We start from the raw sequence: 11,210 nt of genomic DNA on the forward strand, positions 1-11,210 counted from the left end.
ACTTTGTTTAATGTGAAGGCAGAGTCGCCATGGATGAACCACTCGCTACCCAGTCCGCTGTTCTGCTGGTCGACGACGAAGAGTCGATCCTCAACAGCCTGCGCCGCCTGTTGCGCAGCCAGCCTTACGAGGTGGTGTTGGCCACCAGCGGCGCCCAGGCGCTGGAGATCATGGCAACCCGCCCCATTGACCTTGTGATGAGCGATGCGCGCATGCCCGGCATGGACGGTGCCACGCTGCTGGCCGAGGTCCACCGCCTTTACCCCGCCACCAGCCGCATCATGCTCACCGGTTACGCCGACCTGACCACCATCATCAAGGCGATCAACGACGGTCAGATCCATCGCTACATCAGCAAGCCGTGGAACGACGAAGAATTGCAGCTGGTCCTGCAGCAAACCCTGGAACATCAGCGGCTCGAACGCCTGACCCTTGAGCAGAACGACCAGCTCAAAGCGCTGAACGCCACCCTGGAAAAACGCGTGACGGCGCGCACCGCCGAACTGCAGCAGACCGCCGACATGCTCGACCTGGCCTACGACGAGCTCAAGCGCAGCTACGTGACCGGCACCGAAGTGTTTTCGCTGCTGGCCAACCTGCGCCTGCCCAAGGACAAGCAGACCAACCGCGCGTTGATCGAATTGATCCGCGTGTACTGCGCCGCCCAGGCCATGGACGAAGCCAGCACCCGCGACCTGACCATGGCCGCCGCGCTGTACAACATCGGCAAACTGAGCTGGACCGACAGCATGATGGTCGCGCCGTCCGACAAGCTGCACAGCACCGACCGCGCGCTGTATCGCGAATACCCGACCCAGAGCGAGTCGCTGTTGATGACGCTTGAGCCGATGAAGGACGCGGCGCGGATCATCCGTCATCACCAGGAGCGCTGGGACGGCTCGGGGTTTCCCGACCACCTCAAGGCCGACGCGATCCCGCCGGGCTCGCGCCTGCTGAAACTGGCCGTGGATTTCATCGAGTTGCAAAAAGGCTTGATCCTGGAGCGGCACCTGAACAGCGATGAAGCGTTGCTGTATATCCGCAAATACGCCGGGCGCCTGTATGACCCGGAACTGGTCGAGGATTTCGTACAGGCCTGCGCCACCTTCCTCAGCGATGTGACCCTGGGCGACCCCACGGTCAAAGTCCTCACCACCCGCGAACTTGAAGCCGGCATGGTCCTGGCGCGCAACCTCAACGCTGACAACGGCATGCTTTTGCTCAACGCGGGCAAGGTGCTGAACCTGCCGCTGGTGGACAAGCTGATCGCGTTCGAGGCAATGGAGGGTGCAAAATACAGCGTGTTCATCAAGCAACCCGACGAGATAACGATTCCCACATGAGCCATTCGACTATCCGCATCGCCGCCGCCGTCCTGATCGATAAAGACGGCCAAACCCTGCTGGTGCGCAAGCGCGGAACCCAGGCCTTCATGCAACCGGGCGGCAAGATCGATGCGGGCGAACAACCCGTCGAGGCGCTGGCCCGGGAGCTGTATGAAGAACTGAACCTGCGCATCGATCCGGCAGACGCGGTGTACCTCGGCCAGTTCTCGGCGCCCGCCGCCAACGAGCCGGGGTTTACCGTACAGGCCGAGATGTTCCAGCTGCACATCGGCGTGGCAGTCACCCCGGCCGCTGAAATCGAAGAAATACGCTGGATCGACCCCATGGGCGACGGCGGCGTGCACCTGGCGCCGCTGAGCCGCGATCAGATCCTGCCGCTTTACCGTGCCTCGCTGACCCCCGCATGACCATTCGCCCGCTCACTGCCGGCGATGCGCAGGCTTATCGGGCCTTGATGCTCGAGGCTTACGGCGCCTACCCCCAGGCATTTACCTCCAGCGTGGCCGAGCGTGCAGCGATGCCGTTGAGCTGGTGGCAAAAGCGCCTCGACCACCCGCTGGATTGCGTCCTGGGCGGTTTTGACGGGGAGCGACTGGCGGGCATTGTCGGCCTGGCATACGAGCCTCGGGAAAAAGCGCGGCACAAGGTGACCCTGTTCGGCATGTACGTGACCCAGGCGTATCAGCACAAGGGCATGGGCCGGCGGGCTGGTGGAGGCGGCGCTGGAGGAGGCCCGTCGGCAGCCTTGGCTGAAACTGATTCAACTGACCGTCACCGCCGGTAATGATGCGGCGTTTACGCTTTACCAGCGTTGCGGTTTCGTTCAGTACGGCCTTGAGCCGTTGGCGGTGCGGGTAGGCGTCGAGTATTTCGACAAGATTCACATGTGGCGCGAATTGAAAGGCCAGTGAATTCACTGTGGGAGGAGGCTTGAAAACTCTCTAACTGATGCCCCGCGAGCTAAGTGTGGGAGGGGGCTTGCTCCCGATGGCGGCAGGTCAGTCAACCATGCAGTGACTGAAACACCGCTATCGGGAGCAAGCCCCCTCCCACCTGCTCAGCGCACCGCACTGACCCCATCCAGGGTGGAAAACGAGGTGTCCTTGGCCGTCAGCAGAAAATCACGCATATACGGCGCATCGAGCATATCCGCGCGAATCCCTGCATACAGCGTGGCGAACAAGCCTTTTTCCCCCAGCCGCTTGGCCTTCACATAACCGCGCGAGCTGTACTCGTGCAGCGCCCAGTGGGGCATGCCGCACACGCCGCGGCCGCTGGCCACCAGTTGCATCATCATCACCGTGAGTTCCGAGGTGCGCACCTGCGCGGGTTCCACGTCGGCCGGCTCCAGGAAGCGGGTGAAGATGTCCAGGCGATCACGCTCCACCGGGTAGGTGATCAGCGTTTCCGTCAGCAGGTCTTCCGGCACGATGTACGACTTGTTCGCCAGCGGGTGCTGATTGGCCACGGCGAGCATGGCTTCGTAGGTGAACAGCGGCACATAGGTGATCCCCGGCAGCTCCAGGGGGTCGGAGGTGACCACCAGGTCGAGGTCGCCACGGGCCAGGGCCGGCAGCGGCGCGAAGGCAAAGCCCGAGGCCAGGTCGAGTTCGACTTCGGGCCAGGCATCGCGGAACTGGTCGATGGTCGGCATCAGCCACTGGAAGCAACTGTGGCATTCGATAGCCATGTGCAGGCGCCCGGCGGTGCCGCCAGCTAAGCGCGCAATGTCGCGCTCGGCGCCGCGCAGCAAGGGCAGGGTGGCGTCCGCCAGTTGCAGCAGGCGCAGGCCGGCGCTGGTGAAACGCACCGGTTTGGTCTTGCGCACGAACAGCGGCATGCCCAGGCGTTCTTCCAGTTCTTTGAACTGGTGCGACAGCGCGGACTGGGTCAGGTGCAGGCGCTCGGCCGCCTCCACCAGGCTGTCGGCTTCGCGCAGGGCGTGCAGGGTCTTGAGGTGGCGGATTTCGAGCACGGGCTCTCCATGAAGACAATTTGTGACGAAGCAGGATGGCGTGAGTTTGTCTCATGTTGCAGCGTGTGTCGATCAAGACCGCCCGGCACTCTTCATCAAACTGTCATCGAACTGTGGCAGCGCGCTTGAACAAACTTCATCAGACTCGCGCTCTACTGGGGTTCTGCGTTTCGGTGTTTTTCATGCGTGTGTTGCTTTTAATGGCCGCTCTGTTGTTCGGCCTGCCGTGTCTTGCGGCTTCTCGATGTGACGTCAATGTGCCGACTCAAACGGTCGACCTGGCTCAGGTAAGCATCGCCTACCAGAGTATCGGGCGTGCGTCCGACCCTGCCTTGTTGTTGGTGATGGGCCTGGGCGGGCAGTTGATCCACTGGCCCGACGAAGTGGTGGTCGCCCTGTGCCAGCAAGGTTTTCGGGTGATCCGCTACGACAACCGTGATGTCGGTCTGTCCACCTGGCGCCAGGCGCCGGCCAGCGCCAACCTGACCTTCGAAGTGCTGCGCTACAAGCTCGGCCTACCGGTGGCGGCGCCCTACACGCTGACCGACATGGCCGATGATGCACTGGGTTTGATGGACGCCTTGCAGGTGCAGCAATTTCACGTGCTGGGCGCAAGCATGGGCGGCATGATCGCCCAGCACATGGCGGCAATGGCGCCGCAGCGGGTGGAGAGCCTGACCCTGATCATGACCAGTTCCGGCGCCGAAGGCCTGCCCGCGCCGAATGCGGCGCTGGTGCAGTTGCTGTCGCGGCGCAGCGCACCCAATCGCGAAGTCGCCCTGGAGCAGCAAGCCGACTTGCTCGCCGCGCTGGGCAGCCCGACTGTGCAGGATGATCGCCAGGCATTGCTGCATCAGGCGGCGCTGTCCTATGACCGCGCGTTCAACCCCGAAGGCGTGAAGCGCCAGATCATGGCGATCCTCGCCGAACCGAGCCGCGTGCCGTTGCTCAACCAGCTGCGGGTGCCGACGTTGGTGGTTCACGGTACCGCTGACCCGTTATTGCCGGTGATGCATGGCGTTCACCTGGCCGCGCATATCCAGGGCAGTCAATTGAAATTGATTCCGGGCCTGGCCCACCGTTTTCAGGAGGCGTTCAAGGCGCCGTTGCTGGCGGCGGTGCTGCCTTACCTGCAAGCCCATCGCGAAGATACTGCACACTGGGCGCAGATCGACTTGGGCGAGCCTTCGAAGCTGCTGTAAAGGTGGTGTATCGTGTGGCTTTTGCGGCGCATTAATGCCAGCGAGGTTGCCTGCCCATGAGTACTCCCCTGAAAATCGAATTCATCAGCGACGTCTCTTGCCCCTGGTGCATCATCGGCCTGCGCGGCCTGACCGAAGCCCTCGACCAGTTGGGCCCTGAGGTGCAGGCCGAGATTCATTTCCAGCCGTTCGAGCTGAACCCGAACATGCCCGCCGAGGGCCAGAACATCGTCGAGCACATCACCGAGAAATACGGCTCGACCGCGCAAGAATCCCAGGCCAACCGCGAGCGCATCCGCGACATGGGCGCCGCGCTGGGCTTTGCCTTTCGCACTGACGGTCAGAGCCGCATCTACAACACCTTCGATGCTCACCGCCTGTTGCATTGGGCCGGGCTGGAAGGCTTGCAGTACAACCTCAAGGAGGCGCTGTTCAAGGCCTATTTCAGCGACGGCCAGGACCCCTCCGACCACGCGACCCTGGCGATCATCGCCGAACGTGTTGGGCTGGACCTCAAGCGCGCCGCCGAGATACTCGCCAGCGATGAATACGCCGCTGACGTGCGCGAGCAGGAGCAACTGTGGATCAGCCGTGGCGTGACCTCGGTGCCAACCATCGTGTTCAACGACCAGTACGCGGTCAGCGGTGGCCAGCCGGCCGAAGCCTTTGTGGGTGCGATTCGCCAGATCATCGAAGAAGCCAAAAAATAACGCCAGGCACACAGCACAATGTGGGAGGGGGCTTGCTCCCGATGGCGGTGTATCAGTCAACTCATGCAGAGACTGACCCACCGTCATCGGGAGCAAGCCCCCTCCCACATTGGTTTTGTGCAAGTCTCGATATTCCCCTGGCCCGCCCCTTGCATTGACCCCCTAAAGCCCATTCGGTCTGCGGCTGGGCGCTGCCATTAGGGGTGAAACACTACCTTGAACATTCTTGACCTCGACCACAGCCTCACCGGCCAGGAGCCGATCGCCCAGCGGTTGGCCAGCGGCCGGGCCACGCGCCTCGATCTGCTGGACCTGGGCCCGAAACTGCGCCTGTGGTCCACCGAAAAAACCTGGAAACGTTTCGTCGAGCGCCTGGCCCAGCGGCCACGGCCCAGCGATGCGCGCCCGGAAATTCTGTTCGTCGGCTCCGGTGACTATCACCACCTTACGCCGGCATTCCTCGCCGACCTCAAAGAACCCATCAGCCTGATCCACTTCGATAACCACCCCGACTGGGTGCGCTTTGCGCCCAAGCGCCACTGTGGATCCTGGGTCAATCGCGCGCTGAAAATGCCGGCGATCAAACGCATCGTCACCTTGGGCCCCTGCAGTGACGACCTGCATAACCCGCAACTGCGCGGCGGCAACCTCGGCGCGCTCAAGCGCGGCACGTTGCAGCTGTTCCCCTGGCAGCATCCGCCCTCGAAAGTCTGGGGCCGGGTCGGCGACGGCGCCGGGCACCGACAGCAGGAAAATCACCTGCACTGGCGCAACCTGGCGGAGCTGGACTGGGCAGCCTTCCTTGACCAGATGATCGCCAGCCTGCCCACCGAAGCGGTCTGGATCACCGTCGACAAAGACGTGCTCGCCAGCGAAGACGCGGCCACCAATTGGGACCAGGGCAGCATGCGCTTGAGCCACTTGCTCCAGGCCCTGCGGGCGTTGGCGGCGCACAAACGCATCATCGGCATCGACGTGTGCGGCGAGTTCGCAGCGCCTGCGTTCAGCAACGCCTTCAAGCGCTGGGAAGCCAAGTCCGACCAGCCCCCGCCCGAGCGTTGGAGTGCCCAGGACCTGCAGCGCAATGCGGCAACCAATGCCGCCCTGATCGACCTGTTCGAGGAGTTGTTTCCGTGACCCTGACCGTGGTGTTGTTGCTGGCTTTTTCCATCGTGCTCGATGTGATCGGCCAGCTGTGTTTCAAGCTGGGCGTGGACCGTCTGCCGCAACTTGATGGCGGTTTTCGCCTGCGCGCATTTTGGGGCCAAGTGTTCAATGCTCCGCTGCTCTGGGCTGGCATAGGGGCCTATGTCGTGGAGTTTTTCGTCTGGCTTGAGGCATTGTCCCGCGCACCGTTGAGCCTGTTGTTTCCGCTGGCGGCGTTAGCGTATTGCCTGGTGGTGCTGGCGGGCCGATGGGTGCTCAAGGAAACTGTCAGCCGACGCCGTTGGCTGGGCACATTGGTGATTACCTTGGGTGTGATGCTGGTAGCCATTGCGGGGAACCCGGTATGAGTACGCAAACTATCGATACGGGCTGGTTGCATGGGCGCCTTGGCACGCTGGTGCTGTGGGCGCTGCTGATCGCCACGGAAAGCGCCGGCCAGTTGTTTACCAAGGTGGCCGGTGACCAACTGGGGCAGATGGTGTTCACGTGGCAGTGGCTGGCGGATGTTGCGCGCAACCCAGGCATTCTGGCGGCGATTGCCAGTTATATCAGCGCGTTCTTTGTGTGGATGCTGATCCTGCGGCGTAGCAGTTTGTCGTTGGCCTTTCCGTTGAGTTCGCTGGTGTTTGTGGCGGTGTTGCTGGGATCTTGGTTGGGGCTGGGGGAACACATCAGCCCGCTGCACTGGGTGGGGGTTGCGGTGATCATTGCAGGTATCGCCCTGCTGGCCGAGGGCGAAGAAAACTGAAACACGGACCCATGTGGGAGGGGGCTTGCTCCCGATAGCGGTGTATCAGCCAAAGGTGTATTGACTGACCCACTGCTATCGGGAGCAAGCCCCCTCCCACAATGACTCAGTCAAATGTGTAGCTGATCGCCGTCTGCACCTGGCCCTGATTCACCTCACCGGCCTGCTTGACGATGCTGCTGTTGGCTGCCGAGCCGACCAGGTGCACCCAGCTGGCGCTGGTCAGCAATGACCAGTGGGGCGCCAGGGGAAACTGGAAGCTCTGGCTCAAGGCGACGTTCTGGAACCCGCCACTGGCGTTGTAGGGCTTGAACCCCGTGGCGGCGGCTTCGTTGCCGTCGACGCCGAAAAAGGTGTTGGTCTGGCGTGCATCGGCAAAATGCGCGACCAGGCCTGTGCTGCCGATAATCCCGCCACCCAATGGATAACCCAGCTCGCCGCCCAGTTTGCCGAGTGCGCCGCTCTGGGAATGGCCACCGCCCACGGCCTGGCCGAGCTGCGCGTAGACCCGCCAGAAATCGGCCGGGGCGTACTGAATGAAGCCCCCGACCTCAGCCATGTCCGACACATTGCGCAGGCCTTGCAGCGCGCCGTTGGAGGTGCGCCCGGAGAGGTAATTGATATAGGGGCCGGCGGTGATTCCATGGGTGTTCAGCGCGCTCCACGTCAAGCCGTCATCGGTGCTCAGGCTGACGGCGCCCCAGTCCAGGTCCAGGTAGGGCACGGGGCGGGTTTCGTAGCGGCTGCCGCTCGGGTCATGGGGCTGGTAACTGAGGCCGGCGCCCACGTCGCCGCTCAGGCCTTCTGACCAGGCGGCGCCGCAGACGCTGAGCCCGAGAATCCCCGCGAATACCGCAGAAGTGATGTTGGCCATGGTGCGCTTTCCTAAGTGTTCAGGCGCGCATGAACGCGCAAACGCCTGGGCCTGCGCAAGCACTCATGTTGTTTGTAGCAAGCTACAAAAATTGTAGCTTCTGCAACACATATCCTCCTGGGTCACCCGGCAAACGCCCAGCCCTGCTGGACTTTGACCAGTTGGCACGCTCTCTGCTCTACCGGTAATGCAAGCGCATACAGCGCGCCTCTTTCCAAAGGTAGACGCAATGATCCAATGGCATATCGTGTGTGACTTCGACGGGACCATCACCCCCACCGATGTCATCGACAACGTCCTCCAACGCTTCGCCAGCCCCGAGTGGGAAACCATCGAGCAGGAATGGCTGGACGGGCATATCGGTTCACGCGAATGCCTGAGCCGCCAACTGGCGCTGATCAAGGCGACGCCGAGCGAGCTGCTGGCCTATTTCGACAGCGTCGAAATCGACCCGGACTTCCCGGATTTCGTCGACCACGTCATGGGCCTGGGCGCGACCATTGAAGTGGTCAGCGACGGCATCGAGCAGGGCATCGCGCGCATTCTGTCGCGCAACTACGTGACCTTGCTGCCGATCCTCGCCAACCGTCTGCGCCAGGTCGACCAGAACAGCTGGCGCATCGACTTTCCGTATTCCAGCGATGCCTGCCGCGCCGCGTCGGGCAACTGCAAATGCAAATCCACGCCGCGTAACAAGCGCGTGCTGGTGATCGGCGACGGCAAGTCCGACATGTGCGTGGCCTCCACCGCCGACTTCGTGTTCGCCAAGGGCAGCCTCGCCGAGTACTGCGTCGCCAACCAGATTCCCCATGCGCGCTTCGACACCTTCGCCGAAGTGCCTGCACTGCTGGCTCAACTGCCACAAGGCATTGCCGCCAACGCCACCTCTTTTACTGCCGACACTCAGGAAATTTTCCACCATGTCTGATATCCGTATCGCTACCGCCGAAGACCAGATTCTTCTGGATAAAGAAGCCAAGTACTGCTCCTACGGCGACACCGTGCACTACATCGAGCCGCCGCGTATTTTCAGCCGTTGCGAAGGCTCCTACGTGTGGGACACCGAAGACCAGGCGTACCTCGACCTGCAAATGTGGTACTCGGCCGTCAACTTCGGTTACGCCAACCCGCGCCTGAACAACGCGCTCAAACAGCAGATCGACACGCTGCCGCAGATCGCCAGCCAGTACCTGCACAAAGGCAAGATCGAGCTGTCGGAAATGATCGCGGTCGACGCCAAGAACAAGTTCGGCCTCGACGGCCGCGTGCACTTCAACGTCGGCGGTTCGCAGTCGATTGAAGACTCTTTGAAGGTGGTGCGTAACGCGTCCAACGGCAAGAGCCTGATGTTCGCCTTCGAAGGCGGCTACCACGGGCGTACCCTCGGCGCCTCGTCGATTACCTCCAGCTTCCGCTATCGTCGCCGTTACGGCCACTTTGGCGAGCGTGCCAACTTCATCCCGTTCCCTTACCACTTCCGTGGCCCGAAGGGCATGACCAAGGAAGAGTACGGCAGCCACTGCGTGCAGCAGTTCGCCCGGTTGTTCGAGACCGAATACAACGGCGTCTGGGACCCGAAAACCAACCAGTGCGAGTACGCCGCGTTCTACGTCGAGCCGATCCAGGGCACCGGCGGCTACGTCATTCCGCCGATGAACTTCTACCGCGAACTCAAGCACGTGCTGGACCAGCACGGCATCCTTATGGTCAGCGACGAAATCCAGATGGGCTTCTACCGCACCGGCAAGCTGTGGTCGATCGAGCACTTTGACGTGCAGCCGGACGTGATCGTATTCGGCAAGGCGCTGACCAACGGCCTCAACCCGCTGGGCGGCATCTGGGCCCGTGAAGAACTGATCAACCCGAAGGTGTTCCCGCCAGGTTCGACCCACTCCACCTTCGCCTCCAACCCGTTGGGCACGGCGGTCGGCCTGGAAATGTTCAAGATGACCAACGAAGTCGACTACGGCGCAATGGTCATGGCCAAGGGCAAATATTTCCTCGAAGGCCTGCAAGACTTGCAGAAACGTTTCCCGATCATCGGCGACGTCGACGGCCTGGGCCTGGCGCTGCGCTGCGAAATCTGCGGCCCGGACGGCTTCACTCCAGACAAGGCGACCCTGGACTTCATGGTCGAGGAAGGCATGAAAGGTGACATGGTGGTCGATGGCCAGAAACTCGGCCTGATCCTCGATGTGGGCGGCTACTACAAGAACGTGATCACCCTGGCGCCGTCGCTGGAAATCAGCTACCCGGAAATCGACCTGGGCTTGAAGCTGCTCGAGCAACTGCTGGTGCGAGCGACCCAGCGGTGAGTGCCGGCGAGATCGACCTCGGTGAAGGTGATGCCGGCTTCGTTCTCGGTGCTGGTCCGGTCGGGATCCTGTTGATCCACGGCCTGACCGGTACGCCAACGGAACTGCGACAGGTCGCCAAGGGGCTGGTCAAGGCGGGCAACTGCACGGTGTACGTGCCGACCCTGGCCGGGCACTGCGGCGATAACAGCGACCTGCAGGCCACCGGCTGGCGCGATTGGTACGAAGGGGTGCGCAAGACCTTCGCACAGATCGCGCAGCGTCACGCGCAGGTGTTCGTCGGCGGCTTGTCCATGGGCGCGGTGATGTCGATGTATGTGGCTGCCGAACATCCGGGGCGCGTCGCCGGGCTGCTGATGTATTCCACCACCTTGAAGTACGACGGCTGGAGCATCAACAAACTGGCGTTTCTCACGCCGTTGCTGATGAAGATTCCGTTCGGCGTGCACGTCTGCAGTTTCGAAGAGAAGCCGCCCTACGGCATCAAGAACGAACGCCTGCGGGCCATCGTCGAGCGGCAGATGAAGGAAGGCCAGAGCAGCGAGGCGGGGTTGTTGACCATGGAAGGCATCACCGTGCGCGAGTTGCACCGCATGAACGCCGTGGTCAAGAAACGCATGCCCGAGATCAACGTACCGGCGCTGGTGTTGCACTCCATCGAGGACGACATCACCAGCCGCTGGAACGCCGATTACGTGGAGCGCCACCTCGGTGGCCCGGTGACCAAGATTTTGCTGGATAACTGCTACCACATGATCACCGTCGACCTGCAATACCGCCGGGTGATCGAGTTGAGCGCCGCGTTTGTCGAGCAGCATTCGATACAACTCAATCGTGTGGCCTGACCCCTTTACTTGTAGGAGCGAGCTTGCT

Annotated in this window: 12 protein-coding genes and 1 pseudogene; 11 read left to right on the forward strand and 2 right to left on the reverse strand. The window is 62.2% G+C overall.

Translation table 11 applies throughout. The annotated features are described in order from the left end of the window. Window positions 1-29: 29 nt before the first annotated feature. From QF045_RS08375 to QF045_RS08385, 3 genes and pseudogenes are all read left to right on the forward strand, one after another. Complete coding sequence (locus QF045_RS08375) at window positions 30-1,343, forward strand: HD domain-containing phosphohydrolase (RefSeq protein ID WP_306491801.1); 1,314 nt, start codon at window positions 30-32, stop codon at window positions 1,341-1,343. Next, entirely contained in the window at window positions 1,340-1,753 is a 414-nt protein-coding gene (locus tag QF045_RS08380; protein ID WP_306491802.1) for an NUDIX domain-containing protein, read from the forward strand. The genes QF045_RS08375 and QF045_RS08380 overlap by 4 nt, the downstream gene beginning before the upstream one ends. Further along, window positions 1,750-2,257, forward strand: a pseudogene (locus tag QF045_RS08385) (N-acetyltransferase family protein). Before QF045_RS08380 ends, QF045_RS08385 begins: the two are co-directional and overlap by 4 nt. A gap of 146 nt (window positions 2,258-2,403) precedes the next feature. On the opposite strand, the gene metR reads toward QF045_RS08385, so the two are convergent. Then, on the reverse strand, window positions 2,404-3,321 hold the full coding sequence (metR, locus tag QF045_RS08390; RefSeq protein WP_124385336.1) for a transcriptional regulator MetR: 918 nt from the start codon (window positions 3,319-3,321) through the stop codon (window positions 2,404-2,406). Window positions 3,322-3,503: 182 nt separating this feature from the next. On the opposite strand from metR, the gene QF045_RS08395 reads away from it, so the two are divergent. The 5 genes from QF045_RS08395 to QF045_RS08415 all read left to right on the forward strand — a co-directional run bounded on the left by QF045_RS08395 (window position 3,504) and on the right by QF045_RS08415 (window position 7,148). Further along, window positions 3,504-4,523, forward strand: a complete 1,020-nt coding sequence (locus QF045_RS08395) for an alpha/beta fold hydrolase (RefSeq protein WP_306491803.1) — start codon at window positions 3,504-3,506, stop codon at window positions 4,521-4,523. Between the two features lie 56 nt (window positions 4,524-4,579). Then, window positions 4,580-5,233 (forward strand): DsbA family oxidoreductase, encoded by a 654-nt coding sequence (locus QF045_RS08400; protein WP_306491804.1) that lies wholly within the window; start codon window positions 4,580-4,582, stop codon window positions 5,231-5,233. A 216-nt stretch (window positions 5,234-5,449) separates the two neighbouring features. Continuing rightward, entirely contained in the window at window positions 5,450-6,370 is a 921-nt protein-coding gene (locus tag QF045_RS08405) for an arginase (RefSeq protein WP_306491805.1), read from the forward strand. Continuing rightward, window positions 6,367-6,747, forward strand: coding sequence for an EamA family transporter (locus QF045_RS08410; RefSeq protein WP_306491806.1), 381 nt, complete (start codon window positions 6,367-6,369; stop codon window positions 6,745-6,747). The genes QF045_RS08405 and QF045_RS08410 overlap by 4 nt, the downstream gene beginning before the upstream one ends. Further along, window positions 6,744-7,148: an EamA family transporter gene (locus QF045_RS08415; RefSeq protein WP_306491807.1), complete on the forward strand. Its 405-nt coding sequence runs from the start codon at window positions 6,744-6,746 to the stop codon at window positions 7,146-7,148. The genes QF045_RS08410 and QF045_RS08415 overlap by 4 nt, the downstream gene beginning before the upstream one ends. A 106-nt stretch (window positions 7,149-7,254) precedes the next feature. Here QF045_RS08415 and QF045_RS08420 read toward each other — a convergent pair whose 3' ends face one another. After that, a complete protein-coding gene (locus QF045_RS08420; RefSeq protein ID WP_306491808.1) occupies window positions 7,255-8,022 on the reverse strand; it encodes a MipA/OmpV family protein in 768 nt (255 codons plus the stop codon). 229 nt (window positions 8,023-8,251) lie between these two features. Between QF045_RS08420 and QF045_RS08425 the strand changes: the two genes are divergently transcribed. From QF045_RS08425 to QF045_RS08435, 3 genes are read left to right on the forward strand one after another with little or no spacing between them, the layout of a single operon-like run. Continuing rightward, a complete protein-coding gene (locus QF045_RS08425) occupies window positions 8,252-8,950 on the forward strand; it encodes an MtnX-like HAD-IB family phosphatase (protein WP_306491809.1) in 699 nt (232 codons plus the stop codon). Beyond that, a complete protein-coding gene (locus QF045_RS08430; RefSeq protein WP_306491810.1) occupies window positions 8,943-10,337 on the forward strand; it encodes an aspartate aminotransferase family protein in 1,395 nt (464 codons plus the stop codon). The genes QF045_RS08425 and QF045_RS08430 overlap by 8 nt, the downstream gene beginning before the upstream one ends. Then, on the forward strand, window positions 10,334-11,182 hold the full coding sequence (locus QF045_RS08435) for a carboxylesterase (RefSeq protein WP_306491811.1): 849 nt from the start codon (window positions 10,334-10,336) through the stop codon (window positions 11,180-11,182). Before QF045_RS08430 ends, QF045_RS08435 begins: the two co-directional genes overlap by 4 nt. The last annotated feature ends 28 nt before the right edge of the window (window positions 11,183-11,210 follow it).

Source organism: Pseudomonas sp. W4I3, from assembly GCF_030816195.1.
Classification (GTDB): domain Bacteria; phylum Pseudomonadota; class Gammaproteobacteria; order Pseudomonadales; family Pseudomonadaceae; genus Aquipseudomonas.

Excerpts from the sequence above, each read along its gene's own strand:
- QF045_RS08375 (WP_306491801.1), top strand. The coding sequence starts at position 30 with ATGGATGAACCACTCGCTACCCAGTCCGCTGTTCTGCTGGTCGACGAC.
- QF045_RS08380 (WP_306491802.1), top strand. The coding sequence starts at position 1,340 with ATGAGCCATTCGACTATCCGCATCGCCGCCGCCGTCCTGATCGATAAA.
- QF045_RS08395 (WP_306491803.1), top strand. The coding sequence starts at position 3,504 with ATGCGTGTGTTGCTTTTAATGGCCGCTCTGTTGTTCGGCCTGCCGTGT.
- QF045_RS08400 (WP_306491804.1), top strand. The coding sequence starts at position 4,580 with ATGAGTACTCCCCTGAAAATCGAATTCATCAGCGACGTCTCTTGCCCC.
- QF045_RS08415 (WP_306491807.1), top strand. The coding sequence starts at position 6,744 with ATGAGTACGCAAACTATCGATACGGGCTGGTTGCATGGGCGCCTTGGC.
- QF045_RS08420 (WP_306491808.1), bottom strand. The coding sequence starts at position 8,022 with ATGGCCAACATCACTTCTGCGGTATTCGCGGGGATTCTCGGGCTCAGC.
- QF045_RS08425 (WP_306491809.1), top strand. The coding sequence starts at position 8,252 with ATGATCCAATGGCATATCGTGTGTGACTTCGACGGGACCATCACCCCC.
- QF045_RS08430 (WP_306491810.1), top strand. The coding sequence starts at position 8,943 with ATGTCTGATATCCGTATCGCTACCGCCGAAGACCAGATTCTTCTGGAT.